The sequence below is a fragment of the Polaromonas sp. C04 genome (assembly GCF_002002705.1).
Classification (GTDB): Bacteria; Pseudomonadota; Gammaproteobacteria; order Burkholderiales; family Burkholderiaceae_C; genus Rhodoferax_A.
In genome coordinates this window covers 302598-320470 of the sequence record NZ_MUNS01000041.1, presented here as the reverse complement: position 1 = coordinate 320470, position 17873 = coordinate 302598, and the positions used below count along the sequence as shown (strand labels likewise).

19 protein-coding genes are annotated in these 17873 nt (G+C 66.2%); 1 reads left to right on the top strand and 18 read right to left on the bottom strand.

The genetic code is table 11. The features are described 5' to 3' along the window. Positions 1–24: 24 nt before the first annotated feature. The 18 genes from B0E49_RS17930 to B0E49_RS17845 form a co-directional block, all read right to left on the bottom strand. On the bottom strand, positions 25–306 hold the full coding sequence (locus B0E49_RS17930) for a MoaD/ThiS family protein (protein ID WP_077563894.1): 282 nt from the start codon (positions 304–306) through the stop codon (positions 25–27). Beyond that, complete coding sequence (locus tag B0E49_RS17925) at positions 303–1610, bottom strand: RNA polymerase sigma factor (protein ID WP_077563892.1); 1308 nt, start codon at positions 1608–1610, stop codon at positions 303–305. Before B0E49_RS17925 ends, B0E49_RS17930 begins: the two co-directional genes overlap by 4 nt. A 192-nt stretch (positions 1611–1802) precedes the next feature. Further along, the gene (locus B0E49_RS17920) at positions 1803–2198 is read right to left on the bottom strand and encodes a YciI family protein (RefSeq protein WP_077563890.1); all 396 of its coding nucleotides are present in this window, start codon (positions 2196–2198) and stop codon (positions 1803–1805) included. 73 nt (positions 2199–2271) lie between these two features. Beyond that, positions 2272–3369, bottom strand: a complete 1098-nt coding sequence (locus tag B0E49_RS17915) for a tetratricopeptide repeat protein (protein WP_077563888.1) — start codon at positions 3367–3369, stop codon at positions 2272–2274. 87 nt (positions 3370–3456) lie between these two features. After that, positions 3457–4296 (bottom strand): SDR family oxidoreductase, encoded by an 840-nt coding sequence (locus B0E49_RS17910; RefSeq protein WP_077563887.1) that lies wholly within the window; start codon positions 4294–4296, stop codon positions 3457–3459. Between the two features lie 71 nt (positions 4297–4367). Next, positions 4368–5132, bottom strand: coding sequence for an enoyl-CoA hydratase (locus B0E49_RS17905; protein WP_077563885.1), 765 nt, complete (start codon positions 5130–5132; stop codon positions 4368–4370). Next, positions 5129–5719, bottom strand: coding sequence for a 2-hydroxychromene-2-carboxylate isomerase (locus B0E49_RS17900; protein WP_077564191.1), 591 nt, complete (start codon positions 5717–5719; stop codon positions 5129–5131). Before B0E49_RS17900 ends, B0E49_RS17905 begins: the two co-directional genes overlap by 4 nt. Beyond that, positions 5716–6453 (bottom strand): SDR family oxidoreductase, encoded by a 738-nt coding sequence (locus B0E49_RS17895; protein ID WP_077563884.1) that lies wholly within the window; start codon positions 6451–6453, stop codon positions 5716–5718. The genes B0E49_RS17900 and B0E49_RS17895 overlap by 4 nt, the downstream gene beginning before the upstream one ends. A 2-nt stretch (positions 6454–6455) precedes the next feature. Continuing rightward, complete coding sequence (locus B0E49_RS17890) at positions 6456–7265, bottom strand: acyl-CoA thioesterase (protein ID WP_077563881.1); 810 nt, start codon at positions 7263–7265, stop codon at positions 6456–6458. Positions 7266–7317: 52 nt separating this feature from the next. Then, a complete protein-coding gene (locus B0E49_RS17885) occupies positions 7318–8526 on the bottom strand; it encodes an acetyl-CoA C-acyltransferase (RefSeq protein ID WP_077563880.1) in 1209 nt (402 codons plus the stop codon). Further along, positions 8523–8942 (bottom strand): endonuclease domain-containing protein, encoded by a 420-nt coding sequence (locus tag B0E49_RS17880; protein WP_077563878.1) that lies wholly within the window; start codon positions 8940–8942, stop codon positions 8523–8525. Before B0E49_RS17880 ends, B0E49_RS17885 begins: the two co-directional genes overlap by 4 nt. A 55-nt stretch (positions 8943–8997) precedes the next feature. After that, the gene (locus tag B0E49_RS17875) at positions 8998–11421 is read right to left on the bottom strand and encodes a 3-hydroxyacyl-CoA dehydrogenase/enoyl-CoA hydratase family protein (RefSeq protein WP_077563877.1); all 2424 of its coding nucleotides are present in this window, start codon (positions 11419–11421) and stop codon (positions 8998–9000) included. A 32-nt stretch (positions 11422–11453) separates the two neighbouring features. Next, entirely contained in the window at positions 11454–11894 is a 441-nt protein-coding gene (locus tag B0E49_RS17870; RefSeq protein WP_077563875.1) for a DUF2147 domain-containing protein, read from the bottom strand. A gap of 73 nt (positions 11895–11967) precedes the next feature. Further along, positions 11968–13779 (bottom strand): acyl-CoA dehydrogenase C-terminal domain-containing protein, encoded by a 1812-nt coding sequence (locus tag B0E49_RS17865; RefSeq protein ID WP_077563873.1) that lies wholly within the window; start codon positions 13777–13779, stop codon positions 11968–11970. 5 nt (positions 13780–13784) lie between these two features. Beyond that, the gene (locus B0E49_RS17860) at positions 13785–14522 is read right to left on the bottom strand and encodes a TetR/AcrR family transcriptional regulator (RefSeq protein ID WP_077563871.1); all 738 of its coding nucleotides are present in this window, start codon (positions 14520–14522) and stop codon (positions 13785–13787) included. 125 nt (positions 14523–14647) lie between these two features. Further along, positions 14648–15496, bottom strand: a complete 849-nt coding sequence (locus B0E49_RS17855; RefSeq protein ID WP_077563869.1) for a fumarylacetoacetate hydrolase family protein — start codon at positions 15494–15496, stop codon at positions 14648–14650. A 34-nt stretch (positions 15497–15530) separates the two neighbouring features. Beyond that, a complete protein-coding gene (locus B0E49_RS17850) occupies positions 15531–16277 on the bottom strand; it encodes an SDR family NAD(P)-dependent oxidoreductase (RefSeq protein ID WP_077563867.1) in 747 nt (248 codons plus the stop codon). Further along, entirely contained in the window at positions 16274–17008 is a 735-nt protein-coding gene (locus tag B0E49_RS17845) for an SDR family oxidoreductase (RefSeq protein WP_077563865.1), read from the bottom strand. Before B0E49_RS17845 ends, B0E49_RS17850 begins: the two co-directional genes overlap by 4 nt. Before the next feature lie 143 nt (positions 17009–17151). Here B0E49_RS17845 and B0E49_RS17840 point away from each other — a divergent pair, with 143 nt between their 5' ends. After that, complete coding sequence (locus tag B0E49_RS17840) at positions 17152–17871, top strand: FadR/GntR family transcriptional regulator (RefSeq protein ID WP_077563864.1); 720 nt, start codon at positions 17152–17154, stop codon at positions 17869–17871. Positions 17872–17873 lie beyond the last annotated feature (2 nt).

Genomic DNA, 17873 nt, shown 5'->3' with positions numbered 1-17873 from the left:
CTTTCGATGCGCAGGGAATGGAGATCAACCGCCGGTCAGGGCTTGAATCACCAACACCCGGTCGCCCGGGTTCAAGAGTTGATCGAGGTGGGTGCGGTCAAGCACCATCTGCTGGTTCACGAATACGGCCACATGTTTGCGCACGGCGCGCTGGTCGTCGAACACGTAGTGCGCGAGCTCGGGCTTTGCAGCCAGCGCGGCCTCCAGCACCGCGCGCAGGCGGCCAGGTGCGACCGACTGCGGCGCGCAGTTCACATGCCGGCGCAGGCTGGCGGCAAATTCCACGGAGACCGTTGCAGCTGTCATGACGGTAACGGCCGGCGCCCTGGCGGGGCCAGCCCCCCGGCACGCTCCAGCAGCAGTTCGCGCTCGCGCACATTGCGCGCCAGCGCTGCCGCGCACTCGAACTCGGCGCGCGCCTCGTCGACGCGACCCAGTCTGGCCAGCAGGTCGCCGCGCACGCTGGGCAGCCATTGGTAGCCTTGCAGGGACTTTTCGCGGCGCAACGTGTCGATGATCTCAAGCCCGGCGGCCGGCCCGAAGGCCATGCTCACCGCCACGGCGCGATTGAGTTCCACCACGGGCGAGGGCGCGACCTGCGCGAGTGCGTCGTACAGCGCGACGATGCGCGCCCAATCAGTCTGCGCGGCGGTGTGGGCTCGCGCATGGCAGGCCGCGATCGCCGCCTGCAGCGCATACGGGCCGAGTGGATGGCCGAGCGATGCTCCCAGTGATTCGGCGCGCTCGAGCGCCACCAGGCCGCGCCGGATCAGAACCCGGTCCCAGCGGGCCCGGTTCTGCTCAGGCAGCAGCACCGGGCGACCGCTCGCATCCACGCGCGCGGCGCTGCGCGAGGCCTGCAGCTCCATCAGCGCGATCAGACCGTGCACCTCGGACTCGCCGGACGCGAGCTCGGCCAGCATGCGGCCCAGACGCAGCGCCTCATCGGTGAGCTCGGGGCGTATCCAGTCCTCGCCCGCGGTGGCGGTGTAGCCTTCGTTGAAGATCAGGTAGACCACTTCGAGCACCGAGGCCAGCCGCTCGCCCACGGCAGCGCCGCGCGGCAGCTCAAACGGCACGCGCGCCACGCTCAAGGTGCGCTTGGCGCGCACGATGCGCTGCGCGATAGTCGGCTCGGGCACCAGAAAGGCACGCGCAATCTCGTGCGTGGTCAGGCCGCCGAGCAGCCTGAGGGTCAGCGCCACACGCGCCTCGGTCGAAAGGACGGGGTGGCAGGCCGTGAAGATCAGCCGCAGCAGGTCATCGCCGATCCCGTCGGCGCGCGCGGCATCCAGGGCATCGACAAAGTCCGGCACGACCAGCGCCTGCTGCGCTTCGAGATCCCGGCCGATCTGTTCGAGCCTGGCATCCAGCGCCTTGTTGCGGCGCAGGCGGTCGAGCGCCTTGTTTTTCGCGGTGGCCATGAGCCAGGCACCGGGGTTGTCGGGCACGCCTGCAGCAGGCCAATGCTCGAGCGCCGCCACCAGCGCGTCCTGCGCCAGTTCTTCGGCCAGCCCGACGTCGCGCACCAGACGCAGGGTGCCGGCCACGATCTTCGCCGACTCGATGCGCCAGACCGCGTCTATGGCCTGATGCGTGGCCGAATGCATCCGGTTTCTCCCTTGCCGCTACCGGCCGCCGAACCAGAGGCGAGGGGTGATTTTTTGCATCGCTCATTTCTCCTGTGGTCGCGCCGGCCCGCGCACCATGCCGGCCTGGCGCCGAGGCCGCCTTCGGCCTCTCTCTTTATGCACGACGAACGGCGCCCCGCGATCTCGACAACCCGCGGTTAAATAATGGCGCTAAGTGGCCGCGCGCGCCACCTGCGCCGGGCGGGCCGCACTGTCGTCGTAACAAGGGGCCAGGGCACGGACCTCCACCGTGGCCCACTGCGCCGCCGGGCATTCGCGCGCGATGGCGACCGCCTCGTCGAAACTGCTGCAGTCGATCAGAAAAAAGCCGCCGATCATTTCCTTGGCCTCGGCAAACGGGCCGTCCAGCACCTGCAGCTTGCCGCCACTCGCCTGCACCCGGGCGGCCGCGGCATGCGAGGCCAGCGACTCGGTGGCCCGCAGCACGCCACGCGCCTTGAGACTTCCCGCAAAGCGGACCATGCTGTCATACGCGGCACGGCCCTCGGCTTCGGTGCGGGTTTGCCGCTGGCCGGTGGGCTCAAGAATCAGGAGCATGTGGGTCATGGCGGTCCGGTTCATGTTTTTGCCCGGGCGCGGCCCGGTCGCGTAGCCATCATAGCGAGCCGGCGCGCGCCGTTCAACGACCTTGCAAGTAAACGTAAAGGCCCTCGACGGGCCGCTGCTGCTCCTCGCGCAACGGCGCGCGGAACGCCGCGCGCACCTCGAAGCCATGCTCTTGCGCGAGACGGCGCACATAGGCCTGCGAGTGCGCATAGCGCAGGCTGGGCAGCAGCCGCAGGTCGTGCGCGTCGGCCGTCAGCTCGACGCTGAAGCCGAACAGCCCGCCGGGCGCCAGCACACGCGCCGCGCCGGCAAACACGGCGTCCAGCGCGCCCACGTAGATGAAGACGTCGGCCGCCAGCACCAGGTCGTATTGGCGGCCGGCAGACTGCAGGTAATCCACCGCATCGGCATGGACCAGCCCGGTGTAGCTGCCGCACGCACGCGCTTGTTCCAGCATGCCCGACGACAGGTCGACGCCGTCCACGCGGTCCGCCATGGGCTTGATCAGCGGCCCGATCAGGCCCGTGCCGCAACCCAGATCGAGCACGGAGCGAAATCGCTGCGGCCCCAGCGGCGCCAGCCCACGCACCAGCACCTCGTGCGCCCGATAGCGCAGCGCCCCCACCAGATGGGTCTGGAATTCATCCGCGTAGCGGTCGAACAGCGACTCCACATAGGCGCGCGGCGCAACGCCGGGAGCGGCCCCGTCGCGCACCGATGCCAGGTAGTAGCCGTGCAACTGCGGGTCGGCGCCCAGCGCCAGCGCCTGCTCAAAACATTCGGCCGCCTCGCTCAGGCGCCCCAGTTCGCGCAGCAGGCTGCCACGCCGGCTCCACAGGCCGGTCTGCCGGGGGTCGATGGCCAGCGCACGCTCGAACGCCTGCAGGGCCGGTGTCATCTGGCCCAACTCGGCGTGCGCCATGCCCAGATGAGACCAGGCCTCCAGGTTGTCGGGCTCGGCCACCAATGCTTCCTCCAGCAGCGGCAGCGCGTCGGCCCAATGGCCGCGCCGCACACGTGTGGCGCCCAGGTTCGTCAGCACCGAAGGCCGCCCGGGCGCCAGCGACAGCGCCGCCGCAAAACAGCGTTCGGCCTGCTCCAGCCGGCCCGCCTCGGAATGCGCGAGGCCGTCCTGAAAGAATTGCCGCGCCTGCTCCAGGGTTTCGCTCATGGTTGCCAGGCTACACCAGCGCGCAGAGCCGGCGCCCGTGGCATGCGGCCCCCATCCCCGCCTTCCCCCAGAGGGGGAAGGTGCAAATCAATCCACAAAAAAGTCGGGGATGAAATTCTTCGTGCCGGGCGTTACCGAATATTTCTCCAGGTCGGTCACGCCATGCGCGGCCAGCAGCACGTCGTCGATGAAGAAGTTGCCGGTGCCCGAGCTCGGACTCGTGAGGATCAGGTAGGCCGCATCCGACAGGATCTCGGGCTTGCGGCACAGTTTGGTGTCGACCCCCGGAATCATCTGCAGCGCGGCGGTGGCGATGGCGGTGCGCGGCCACAGGCTGTTGACGGCGATGCCGTACTTCTTGAACTCGCCCGCATGGCCCAGCGTGCACATGCTCATGCCGTACTTGGCCATGGTGTAGGCCGTGTGGTGCTCGAACCAGTGCGGCTTCATGCTCAACGGCGGCGACATCGTGAGCACCTGCGGGTTGCGGCCGGCAGCGGCGGATTTCTTGAGCTCGGGCAGACAGGCCTGGGTGCACAGGTAGGTGCCGCGCGCGTTGATGCCGTTCATCAGGTCGTAGCGCTTCATGGGCGTGTGTTCGGTGTCGGTCAGGCTGATGGCGCTGGCGTTGTTGACCAGGATGTCGATGCCGCCAAAGGCCTCTACCGCCTTCGCCACGGCAGCCAGCACCGCATCCTCCTCGCGGATGTCCACGGCCAGCGGCAGCGCCTGGCCGCCGGCGGCCTTGATCTCCTCGGCCGCGCTGTAGATCGTGCCCGGCAGCTTGGGGTTCGCGTCGGTGGTCTTGGCGATGACGACGATGTTGGCGCCGTCATGCGCCGCGCGTTTCGCGATCGCCAGGCCAATGCCGCGCGAGGCGCCGGTGATGAACAGGGTTTTGCCTTTGAGGCTGCCGGGCTGGCTCATGATGACTCCTGGTTACTACTAAATCAATAGCTGACTGCGAAGGACTGGCAAGGGCTACGAGCTGATTTTCCTCAAACTTTGGAAAAGTCCGGCTTGCGCTTTTCCATGAAGGCGGTGAAGGCCTCGCGCGCTGCGGGCTCGCGCAGCATGCGGCCAAAACTCGCACCCTCTTCCACCATGCGCTCCATCAAAATGGCGGGCTGGCCCTTCTTCATGAGCCGCTTGGTTTCGATCAGCGCCGTGATCGGCTTGGCCGCGAGCTTGCGCGCCTGCGCCTGCGCCACGGTGTTGGCTTCGGTCGGCGGCACCACGCGATTCACCAGGCCGACGTCGAGTGCGGCTTCGGCATAAAAGGGCTCGCCCAGCAGCAGGGCTTCTGCCGCGCGGTGGTAGCCCAGCATCTGGGGCGCCAGCAGGCTCGACGCGGCCTCGGGACACAGGCCCAGGTTCACGAACGGCATCGAGAACGCGGCGTTGTCGCCCGCGCAGACCAGGTCGCAGTGGAACAGCATGGTGGTGCCGATGCCCACGGCCGGACCGCACACCGCAGCAAGCAGGGGCTTGGGGAAGGTGGCGATGCCGCGCAGAAAGCGGAACACCGGCGACTCGGGCGTGGACGGCGGCGCGTTGAGGAAGTCGCCAATGTCGTTGCCCGCGCTGAAGATGGTCTCATGGCCCTGCAACACCACGACGCGGATGGCCGCATCGCCTTCGGCCTGCGCCAGCGCATCGGCCATCGCGCCGTACATGGCGGCGGTGATGGAGTTCTTTTTCTCCACCCGGTTCAGGGTGAGGGTCATCACACCGGCGTCGATGTGGGTGAGTATGTCGCTCATAGGAGTGCTTCCTTTACAAAATCGAGCCGGTCCTGGCCCCAGAACATCTGGCCGCCGGCAAAAAAAGTGGGGGCGCCGAATACGCCGCGGTCGATCGCTTCCTGCGTCAGGGCCTTGAGCCGGTCCTTGACCTCGGGCTCCTGCGTCAACGCCAGCAGCGCGGCGGCGTCGAAGCCCGCAGCCTGCAGCACGGCGGCGACGGTGGCCGGGTCGTTCAGGTTCTGCGCATCGACCCAGATGGCGCGGAACACTGCCGCCATATAGGGCTCGAAGCGGGCGGGTTCGCGCAACTGCAGGCCGGCCGCACCGCGCATGAGAGTCAAGGTGTTGATCGGGAAATAAGGGTTTTGCTTCAGCGGCACACCATAGCGCCTCGCGAAGCGGTCGAGGTCGGTAAAGGTGTAGGCGCCCTTGGCTGGAATCGTCGCCGGCGAATGATTGCCCGTGGCCTGGAACACGCCGCCCAGCAGCATCGGCTTCCACACCAATGCGGCGCCCGTCTCGCGACACAAGGCCGGCAATTGCGTGTACGCCAGGTAGGACGCCGGGCTGCCGAAATCGAAATAGAACTCGAGGTTTTTCATCAGAAGGTTTCCATCCACGGCCGCAGATCGAGCTCGTGCGTCCAGGCATCGCGCGGCTGGCTGTGCAGCATCCAGTAGTTGTCTGCAATGTGGTCCGGGTTCAGGATACCGTCCTGATCCTTCAGCGCGTAGCGCTGCGGGAAAGTATCGCGGATGAAGGCGGTGTCGATGGCACCGTCCACCACCACATGCGCCACATGGATGCCACGCGGCCCGAGTTCGCGCGCCATGCTCTGGGCCAGCGCGCGCAGGGCATGCTTGGCACCCGCGAACGCCGCGAAGTTGGCGCCCCCGCGCAGCCCGGCGGTGGCGCCGGTGAAGATGATGGTGCCCTTGTGCGCACGCCCCTCGCGCGCCACCATGCGCTTGGCCACCTCGCGCCCACTGAGAAAGCCGCCCAGGCAGGCCAGCTCCCAGATCTTGAAATACTTGCGCGCAGTCTCATCGAGGATGCTGCAGGGCACATTGGCGCCGATATTGAACACCAGCACCTCAATCGGCCCGATGGTCGACTCGATCTGCTCGACCAGCGCCACGACCTCTTCTTCGCGGCGTGCGTCCGAGGCAAAGCCGTGCGCCGTGCCGCCCCCGGCGCGGATCTGTTCGAGCAGCGGTTGCAGCTTGTCCAGGCTGCGCCGCGTCACGCAGGCGGTGTAGCCCTCGCGCGCAAAGCGCCGCGCAATGGCGCCGCCGGTGGCGTCGCCGGCGCCGATGATCAAGGCGACTTTGTTATCCATATTCACTCCTTGTAGTAGACGATTTGATGCGTGGTGACCAACAATGCGCCAGCTTCGCTCCACAGTTGCGCGGTCTGGTCGAAGTAACCGCGGTGGAACGCCTGGGCTTGCGCCTGGCCGAGCAGGTAACCGGCGCCCACGTCCCGCAGCCTGGCCACATCGGCATGGAAATACACCGTCATCGACACGGTGCCGATCGGCACCGGGCTGGCACGCCGGCGCCAGATGCGCGGAAAAAATACATCCGACAGTGCGGTGAGCGACGCAAAGTCCAGTGGCCGTGGCGGGTTGTCGCGAACCCAGAGCCGGGTGCGGCTGATGCCGTGGTCGCGGCCGTCCCAGGCGGCGGGAAAGTCGCCTTCCACAAAGCGCATCTCATAGCGGTTGATCCACTCCACGCGGCCAGCACGCTCCGGGAGCGGCGCATCCAGCGGCCGCGGCACGGCGGGCATGGTGTGCTCGTCGGCGCCCCAGGTGTCGCGGCGCAGTGCGGTGAAGGCCGTGGCCGTGAGCACGGTCTGACCCTGCTGCAGGACCTCGATCATCCAGTGCTGGGTCGAGCGATTCGTGCGTGCGGGCCGCGCCTGCACGGTGAAGGAGCCATCCGCCAGCGCTGCCGCGAAATTCACGGTGAGCGCAACCGGATCGCCCAGGCGCTGCGGATGCTGCAGCACCGCCTGCAGCATCTGCGCCGCCATGATGCCGCCAAACGGCCCGACCATGTTGGCATAGGCAGGGCTGGTGTGGCCGAGCCAGGTGCCGTCGCTCTGCGCTGTCAGGGCAATGGCGTCATCGAAAGCGTGGCGGCTCATGCTCGTCTCCTGCTGAATCAAAAAGAGGCCACTTGGCGGTGGCACCGGGCGTTCAGACGCGCTCGAAAATGCCGGCCGCGCCCTGCCCCATACCCACGCACATGGTGACCATCCCGTATTTCTTATTGTGCCGTTTGAGCGCATGCACCACTGTCGCGGAACGGATAGCCCCGGTGGCCCCCAGGGGATGGCCGAGCGCGATGGCGCCGCCCATGGGATTGACCCGGGCCGGGTCGAGGCCCAGCGTGTTGATGACGGCCAGCGACTGCGCGGCAAAGGCTTCGTTGAGCTCGATCCAGTCCAGGTCATCGAGCTTGAGGCCGGCGTAGCGCAGCGCCGCCGGAATCGCCTCGATCGGGCCGATGCCCATGAGGTGCGGCGGCACGCCGCGGCTGGCGTAACTGACAAAGCGCGCCAGCGGCGTGAGGCCGAAACGCTTGACGGCGGCGTCGCTGGCCAGGATCAGCGCGCCCGCACCGTCCGAGGTTTGCGAACTGTTGCCGGCCGTGACCGAGCCGCGCGCGGCAAACACGGTTTTGAGTCTGGCCAGGTCCTCCAAGGTGGTGTCGGGGCGCGCGCCTTCGTCGAGGCTAACGGTGCGCTTGATGACGCTGACTTCGGCCGAATCCAGGTCCACCGAGCGCTCGGCCACGTCCACCGGCGTGATCTCGTCGGTAAACTCGCCCGCCTTCATCGCAGCGACGGCCTTCATGTGCGACCGATACGCGAACTCGTCCTGCGCCTTACGACTCACCTTCCACTGCTGCGCGACCTTCTCGGCCGTCAGGCCCATGCCGTAGGCGATGCCATAGCTCTCGACATCGTCGGTGTTGCTGAAGATCGTGGGCGAGAGCGAAGGCGAGTTGCCCATCATCGGCACCATGCTCATGCTCTCGGTGCCGGCGGCGATCATCACGTCGGCCTCGCCCACGCAGATGCGGTCGGCCGCCATCTGCACGGCCGACAGGCCCGACGCGCAAAAGCGGTTCACGGTGATGCCACCCACGCTCTTGGGCAGGCCCGCGAGGATGGCGCCGATGCGCGCCACGTTCAGGCCCTGCTGGGCCTCGGGGATCGCACAGCCGCAGATCACGTCTTCAATGGCCTTCGGGTCCAGCCCCGGCACCTGCGCCAGCGCCGCACGCAGCGCCGTCGCCAGCAGGTCGTCCGGGCGGGTGTTGCGAAAGAACCCGCGGTGCGATCGGCCGATCGGGGTGCGCGTAGCGGCAACGATGTAGGCGTCTTGAATTTGTTTGCTCATGATGAAGCTCCTGGGTAGTTTTGCTCCTTCCCCCTCTGGGGGAAGGCTGGGATGGGGGCCGGCACCGCCAGCGCAGCCAGGCGATCAGCAATCACCTGAAGCACCCCATCGAGATTGAGAAACGGTGTATTCGTCGGAAAGCGCAGCACTTCGAACCCTTGTGCGCGAAAAAACGCATCGCGCATCGCGTCGTAGGCTTGTTGATCCTGATGCTGCGATCCGTCGAGCTCAACGATGAGCTTCGGACCGAGGCAGGCAAAGTCTGCGATGTAATTCCCCAAGGGATGCTGTCGCCGAAACTTGACGCCGAGCTGCTCGCTGCGCAAAGCGATCCAAAGTTTGCGCTCGGAATCGGTCATCTCGCGACGCAAGGTGCGGGCATTGGTCCGTGCGGTTGAAGTGGACTGGTTTTGCATTGGGTATCGCCCCCATCCTGCCTTCCCCCAGAGGGGGAAGGAGGAAGGCAAAGGGTCAGTTGCGTATGGGCTTTCCTGTGCTGAGCATGCCCATGATGCGTTCCTGGGTCTTGGGGTGCGCCAGCAGCGCGCCGAAGGCGCGGCGCTCCAGCGTCATCAGATACTCTTCCGTCACCAGCGTGCCGGCATCCACGTCGCCGCCGGTGACCACGCCGGCGATCAGGCTGGCGATGTGAAAGTCGTGCTGGCTGATGAAGCCGCCGTCGCGCATGTTCACGAGCTGCCCCTGGATCGTGGCCTTGCCGCTGCGGCCGGCCACCGGGAACAGGCGTTTGTGCGGCGCGCGGTAGCCGCCCAGCGCCATCGCCTTCGCTTCGTTGAGCGCCACGAACAGCAGCTCGTCCTTGTTCGGCACGATCAGGTCGCTGTCCAGCAGATAGCCGAGCTTGCGCGATTCGAGCGCGCTGGTGCCGACCTTGGCCATGGCGGCCGCGGTGAAGCCTTCAGTCAAAAACGGCAACAGATCCTTGCCCGTGCTGGTGGCAGCGTTCTCGGCGGCGCGGCGGGCGATATAGGTCAGGCCGCCGGCGCCGGGCACCAGGCCCACGCCCACTTCGACCAGGCCGATGTAGCTTTCCATGTGGACCACGCGGCGCGCCGAGTACACGGCCATCTCGCAGCCGCCGCCCAGCGCCAGACCACGCACGGCGGACACCACCGGCACGCTGGCGTAGCGCAGCTTGAGCATGATGCGCTGCAGTTCATGCTCGGTCTCGTCGATGGCCGCGACGCCGCCGACCATGAAGCCCGGCAGCATGGCCTGCAGGTCGGCGCCCGCGCTGAAGGGCTCGTCGCCCGACCAGATCACCACGCCCTGATAGTCCTTCTCGGCCAGGTCCACCGCCAGCGCCAGGCCTTCGGCCACGTCGGGGCTGATGGCGTGCATCTTGGTCTTGATGCTGGCAATCAGCACCTGGCCACCGGAGGGCCCATCCTGGTCCTCATCCAGCGTCCACAGGCGGATCGCGGCGCCCTCATGCAGCGTCGTTCCGGCGGTCCTGAAATCGGGCAGCGATTCACCCCGCAATTTTTCAGGAAAATGCTGCCTGGCGTAAACAGGAAGCGCACGTCGCGCTATGAATTTCTGAGCAGAGGCACTCCACGAACCGGCCGCCGTGTGCACGCCACCGGCCTCTGGCACGGGACCGTTGAACACCCAATCGGGCAGCGGCGCCCTGGAGAGCGCCTTGCCGGCATCGATGTCCTCCTGCACCATCTTCGCCACCTCGAGCCAGCCCGCTTCCTGCCAGAGCTCGAACGGGCCTTGATTCATACCGAAGCCCCAGCGCATGGCCTGATCTACATCGCGCGCCGTCTCGGCGATGGTGGCCAGATGCACGGCCGCATAGTGAAAACTGTTGCGCAGGATCGCCCACAGAAAGCGCCCTTGTGCGCCCTCGCTGTCCCGCAGCAGCTTCAGTCGCGCGCCCGCGGGTTTCTTGAGCATGCGGGCGTAGACCTCGTCGGCCTTCGCGCCGGCGGATACGTAATCCTTGCTCGCGAGGTCGAAGCGCAGCACATCGCGGCCGACCTTCTTGTAGAAACCCGCCTTGGTCTTCTGGCCCAGGTTGCCCAGCGCCAGCAGGGTCTTGAGCACCTCGGGCGTGCCAAAGCTCGCGTAGAACGGGTCGCTCTGTTCGTTCAGGTTGTTCTGCAGCGTCTCGATCACGTGGGCCATGGTGTCCAGCCCCACCACGTCGGCGGTGCGGAAGGTGCCCGAGCTCGCGCGGCCCAGTTTCCGGCCCGTGAGGTCGTCCACCACGTCGAACGTCAGGCCGAAGTTGTCCACCTCCTTCATGGTGGCCAGCATGCCGGCGATGCCGACGCGGTTGGCGATGAAGTTGGGCGTGTCGTGGGCGCGCACCACGCCCTTGCCCAGGCCGCTGGTGACGAAGGTCTCCAGGTCGTCGAGGATGCGCGGCTCGGTGGTCGGCGTGTTGATCAGCTCCACCAGGACCATGTAGCGCGGCGGGTTGAAGAAGTGGATGCCGCAAAAGCGCGGCTTGATTTCTTCGGGCAGCGCCTCGCTGAGCTTGGTGATGCTCAGGCCCGAGGTGTTGGATGCCACGATCGCATGGGGCGCAAGAAACGGCGCGATCTTGCTGTACAGGTCGAGCTTCCAGTCCATGCGCTCGGCGATGGCCTCGATCACCAGATCGCACTCCTTGAGCACGTCCATGTGCTCTTCGTAATTGGCCTGCTGGATCAGCACGGCGTCATCCGCCACGCCCAGCGGCGACGGCTTGAGCTTCTTGAGGCCTTCGATGGCGCGGGTGACGATGCCGTTTTTCGGACCGTCTTTGGCGGGAAGATCGAACAGCACCACCGGCACGCGGACATTGACCAGGTGCGCCGCGATCTGCGCGCCCATCACGCCGGCACCGAGCACGGCGACTTTGCGAACTTGAAATCGGTTCATGAGTTTTCCAGAAAAGAGTTTGCGATGCGCCGTCACTCGACGCGCAGCCAGACCTGGGTGCGGTAGAACGGGCCGATGTAGCCACGCACCTCGAGCTTCTTGCCGCCGTCCACGGGCTTGAGGCGGGTGCGGTAGACCTTGCCGTTGTTCGGATCGACGATGTCGCCGCCGTCCCACACGGTCTTGTCGTCGGCGCTTTGCTTGAGGTGGCGCAGGATGGTCAGCCCGATCAGCGGCTTGTCCTTGCGATCGTCGGTGCACTTGTCGCACACGGCGTCCGGCTTGGCGGCGGCAGGGTCCAGCAGCTTCTCGATGCTGCCGCTGTACACGCCCGCGTTGTCCTTGATGCGCACCAGCGATTTCTCCGCCTTGGTGTCGTCGTCAATGGTTTTCCACACACCGACCGGGCTCATCTGCGCCATCGCAGAGGCGCCACACGCTACAAAACCAATAGCAATCAGTGCTTTAAACATAAGAACTCCAGGCAAAAATAGTTGAAAAACGGGCACCGAGCGGATACTGAGCGGGCAGCGATCCGGCGCCCGATCAGGCAAACACGGCATCCGTCTCCATCAGCACCTTGCTGCCCGAGCGCGCGGTACGCATCAGCGTCGCCGTCTCGGGAAACAGCCGGGCAAAGTAGAAGCGCGCCGTCTGCAGCTTGGCCTGGTAGAACGGGTCCGCCGGCTTGCCTTGTGATTGCGCGGCCGCGATTTCCTTCAGCGCCACCTGCGCCATGCGCGCCCAGAAATAGCCGAACACCAGGTGGCCGGCCACGCGCAGATAGTCCACTGCGGCGGCGCCCACTTCGTCGGCGTTCTGGAACGCCTTGAAACCCAGCTCGGTGGTGAACTTGGTCATCTGCTCGCCCAGGACCGCCAGCGGGTTGATGAACTCGGCCATCTTCTCGTTCACGCCTTCCTCCTCCACCAGCGCGCCCACCAGTTTGCCGAACTTCCTGAGCGTGGCGCCGTTGTTGCCCAGCACCTTGCGCCCGAGCAGATCGAGCGACTGGATGGTGTTGGTGCCCTCGTAGATCATGTTGATGCGGGCATCGCGCACGAACTGCTCCATACCCCATTCCTTGATGTAGCCATGGCCGCCGAACACCTGCTGGCAGGCCGAGGTCGCGGTCCAGCCGTTGTCGGTGATGAAGGCTTTCACGATGGGCGTGAGCAGGGCCACCAGCTCAGCCGCGTCCTGGCGCACCTTCTCGTCGGGGTGGCTCAGCTCCTTGTCGATCAAGAGCGCGCAGTACAGGCTCAGCGCGCGGCCGCCTTCGGCATAGGCCTTGGCCGTCAGCAGCATCTTGCGCACGTCGGGGTGCACCAGGATGCCATCGGCGGGCTGGTCCTTGTTCTTCGGACCCGTCAACGAGCGGCCCTGGATGCGGTCCTTGGCATAGGCCAGCGCGTTCTGGTAGGCCACCTCGGTCAGGCCCAGCGACTGCATGCCCACGCCGATGCGCGCGGCATTCATCATCACGAACATCGCGGCGAGGCCCTTGTTCGGCTGGCCGACCAGCCAGCCCTGCGCGCCCTCGAGCACGATTTGCGCGGTAGCGTTGCCGTGGATGCCCATCTTGTGTTCCAGGCCGGCGCAGTAGATGCCGTTGCGCGCGCCCAGCGTGCCGTCCTTGTTCACCAGGAACTTGGGCACGATGAACAAGGAGATGCCCTTGCTGCCCTGCGGCGCATCGGGCAACCGGGCCAGCACCAGGTGGATGATGTTGCTCACCATGTCGTGCTCGCCGGCGCTGATGAAGATCTTGTTGCCGGTGATCTTGTAGCTGCCGTCCGCCTGTGGTTCGGCCTTGGTGCGCAGCAGCCCCAGATCGGTGCCGCAATGCGGCTCGGTCAGGCACATGGTGCCGGTCCACTCGCCGCTGGTCAGCTTGGGCAGGTAGGTCTGCTTTTGCGCGTCGGTGCCATGCGTGTGCAGGCATTCGTAGGCGCCGTGCGTCAGGCCCGGGTACATGGTCCAGGCCTGGTTCGCGCTGTTGAGCATCTCGTAGAAGCACTGGTTCACCACAATCGGCAGGCCCTGGCCGCCATACGCCGGATCGCCGCTGAGCGCGGGCCAGCCGCCTTCCACGTATTTGGCATAGGCCGCCTTGAAGCCCTTGGGCGTGGTGACTTCGTGCGTGCTCTGGTCCAGCACACAGCCCTCAGTGTCTCCGCTGATGTTGAGCGGGAACGTGATCTCCTGCGCGAACTTGCCGCCTTCTTCCAGGATGGCGCTGATGGTGTCCACATCGACATCGGCGTGCCGGGGCATGGCCTTGAATTCATCGGTGACCTTGAGCACCTCGTGCATCACGAAGTGCATGTCGCGCAGGGGCGGCGTGTAGGTAGGCATAGTGGTTACTCCTTGATGCTGGGGGCGGTTTTGGTGGATGGGGTGGATCGGCCGAGCGGCTGAGCAACGGCGTCAATGCCGTAGCGGTCCAGGATGTGGTCGAAGCCGGAGTTGGCGCGTGCGATCGAGCCGGGGTTTTTCAGGAAGCGCGCCTCGTAGTGCAGCGCCAGGATCAGGCCGTGAATCTCGAACGCCATCTGCCGCTCGTCGGCATCAAGGCGCAAATGGCCTTCTTCCTTGGCCTGCACTACCGCGCGGTACATGGCCGCCAGCCAGGTCCCGACCGAACTGGCGAGCGCGTCGCGCACCGGACCGGGCCTGTCGTCAAACTCGACCGCGCCGCTGATGTACAGACACCCCGAGTCGATTTCAGCCGAGGTGCGCTTCATCCAGTTGGCGAACAGCGCACGCAGCCGCGGCAAGCCGCGCGGCTCGCGCAGGGCCGGGCCAAACACCTCGTCCTCGAAGCGGTCGTGGTACTCGCGGATAACCGAGATCTGCAGTTCCTCGCGCGAGCCGAAGTGGGCGAACACGCCCGACTTGCTCATGTGCGTGACCTCGGCCAGCGCGCCGATGGACAGACCCTCCAGCCCGATCTGGGTAGCTAGGCCCAGGGCCGCATCCACGATGGCCGCCTTGGTCTGCTGGCCCTTGTGCAGGGCGGGGCCGGCCTCGCCGGCGGGCCGGTGGTTTTTTCGCTGACCGGCGCGGACGGTCTTGCGGGGGTGTTCGGTGACAGGCATGGGGTCCAGACAAAATAAAACGAACGATCGTTCTATTTTGCAGGACTTTTGAATGCCCCGCCGCCGCCAGAGGGCTTCTAGAGGCAGCCGTCTAGGCAGGTACCGGGGAAACCCTTGAACAAATCCTACAGCTTGAAGGGCACCACGAGCTGGCGTTGCTCGCCCAGCCCTTCGATGCCCAGCGTCATGACGTCGCCCTTCTTCAGGAACATCGGCGGCTTCATGCCCATGCCGACACCGGGTGGCGTGCCCGTGGTGATCACGTCGCCGGGCATCAAGGTCATGAACTGGCTCACGTAGCTGACGATTTTGGCCACGCCAAAAATCATGGTCTTCGTGTTGCCGGTCTGCCGGCGCTCGCCGTTCAGGTCGAGCCACATGGCAAGTTTCTGCGGGTTCGGCAGTTCGTCGCGCGTCACCAGCCAGGGGCCGATCGGGCCGAAGGTGTCGCAGCCCTTGCCCTTGTCCCACTGCGATCCACGCTCGAGCTGGAATTCACGCTCGCTCACGTCGTTGACGGTGCAGTAACCCGCCACGAAATTGAGCGCATCCTTTTGCGAGACGTAGCGTGCACGTGTGCCGATGACCACGCCGAGCTCGACTTCCCAGTCCGACTTGACCGAGCCCTTGGGCAGCATCACCGGATCGTTTGGCCCCTGAATACACGAGATCGCCTTGGTGAAGACGATCGGCTCCTTTGGAATCTCGGCGCCGGTCTCGGCCGCATGGTCGGAGTAGTTCAGGCCGATCGCAATGAACTTGCCGACGCCCGCCACCGGGCAGCCCAGGCGCGGCGCGCCCCTGACGCGCGCCAGCTTGTCCACCTTGAGCTTGCGCAGCCGGGCCAGCGCCTTGTCACCCAGCTGGTCGGGGGTGATGTCCTTCAGCACCGTGCTCAGGTCGCGCAGCTGGCCATCGTCATCGATCAGGCCGGGTTTCTCTTTGCCGGGGTTGCCATAACGAACGAGTTTCATCGGGTTCCTTTCAGTTTGAAGCGTGGACTGTACGTCAGTAAGTGGAGCGGCCGCCCGACAGGTCGAACACGGCGCCGGTGGAGAATGAGCACTCTTCGGTGCACAGCCACGCAACCATGGCCGCTACCTCCTGCGGCGTGCCAAAGCGCCCCATGGGGATTTTGGAGAGCATGAACGCGATGTGCTCGGGCGTCATCTGCTCGAAAATTGCGGTCTTCACGGCCGCCGGCGTCACGCAGTTCACGCGCACGCCGGTGTCGGCCAGCTCCTTGCCGAGCGACTTGGTCAGCGCGATCACGGCGGCCTTGCTCGCGCTGTAGGCGCTGGCATTCGGGTTGCCGTCCTTGCCGGCCACCGAGGCGATGTTGACGATGCGTCCGTAGTTGCGCTCGCGCATGTGCGGCACCAGTTCGCGGCAGCAGTAGAACAGGCCGTTCAGGTTGACCTGCATGACCTGCAGCCACTGCTCGGGCGGGTAGTCCCAGACCTTCACGTTCGGGCCGGTGATGCCCGCGCAGTTGACCAGTGCGTCGATCTGGGGCTGCTGCGCCACCGTCTGGCGCGCGGCCTGCACCACGCTGGCGTGCTCGCCCACGTCCACCACCACGGTGTGAACGCCGGCGCCGAGTGCCTGCGCGGCCCGGCCCAGCGCCGCGGGGTCGAGATCCCACAGCGTGACCTGCGCGCCCGACGCGAGCATGCGCTGCGCGATGGCCAGGCCCAGGCCGGCCGCGCCACCGGTGATGACCGCATGGCGGCCGCTCAGGTCGAGCTGGTTCATATCGTCATGCCGCCGTCCACCGAGAACAATTGCCCGGTGGCGAACTGCGATTCGTCACTGGCCAGGTACACCACGATGGGGGCAATCTCGTGGGCCTGGGCCAGCCGCCCCATGGGCTGGCGCGCGATGAAGTTCTTGCGCGCCTGCACCGGATCGGCGTAGCTGCTGATGCGCTCGCCCAGCGAGGGCGTATCCACCGTGCCCGGGGCAATCGCGTTGCAGCGAATGCCCTGGCCGACAAAATCGGCGGCGACCGCTTTCGTCAGCCCCACCACGGCGGCCTTGCTGGCGCCATACACAAAACGGTTGGGCAAGCCCTTCACGCTGCTGGCCACACTGGACATGTTGATGATGCTGCCCCCACCATGGGCCAGCATTTTGGGCAGCGCGGCCTGGATCATCCAGTACTGCGAGCGCACGTTCAGGTTGAAGGCGAAGTCCCACTCTTCATCCGTGGCCTGCAGGATGGTGCCGTTGTGCACAAAGCCGGCGCAGTTGAACAGGATGTCGAGCGCCGGCAAATCGGCGGCGACCTTGTGGATGGCGGCCTTGTCGAGCACGTCCAGCGCCAGCGCGGTGACGTTGGCCACGCCCGCGTAGCTCTCCAGCAGCCTGGCGTTGACGTCGGTGACCCAGACCTGGGCGCCCTCGGCAGCCATGGCCAGCGCGCTGGCCCGGCCGATCCCTTGCCCGGCCGCCGTCACCAGTGCGATTTTGCCTTTGAGTCTCATGGTGTGTCCATCCTGTGGGTGAGGTTTCGTGTGTTTCAGGGTTTCGCCCGATGCTGCGGCGCGATAATCGTGGGATTATTAATTGGCCTGACCACTTGGCCAATTATGGCTAACCCTTAACCCAGCCTCTGGCACTTTCATTCATGCCCTTGCAAGCCGTCGAACCGCAGCGCCTGTACCGCCAGATCGCGGGGCAGTTGCGCGCGCTCATCCAAGCGGGCGAGTTTGCGGTGGGCGCGCGCCTGCCGGCCGAGCGCGACCTGGCCAAACAACTGGGCGTGAGCCGGCCTTCGGTGCGCGAGGCGCTGATTGCGCTGGAGGTCGAGGACTGGGTCGAGATCCGCACCGGCTCGGGCGTGTATGTGCTGGACCGCACCGGCGCGGCAAACCCCAACGGGCGCGTGGAAGTCTCGCCCGCCGAATGGGGGCCGCTGGAGCTCATTCGTGCGCGCCGCGTGGTGGAGGGAGAGATCGCCTCGATCGCCGCCACGCAGGCCCGCCGCAAGGACATGGCGGCCATGGACGGCGCCATCGCCGCCATGAAAAGCGCCGCCGCGCAAGGCGTGCTGCCGCTGGAGGGCGACCGCGCCTTTCACACCGCGGTTGCCGAAGCCTGCGGCAACGTGGTGCTGACCGAGACGGTGCAAAACTTCTGGGATTCGCGCCGCGGCCCGCTGTTCGAGCGCCTGGGTGGCCATTTTGAAACCCCGCAATCGTGGCGTTGCGCCATTGCCGAGCACGAAGCCATCGTGGAGGCGATCCGCGTGCACGACGGCGCGGGCGCCCGCGCGGCCATGCACGCGCACATGGACAAATCCCACGCCCGCTTCAGTGCGAGTTGGCGCCGCGCCAAAAGCGCCTGAGG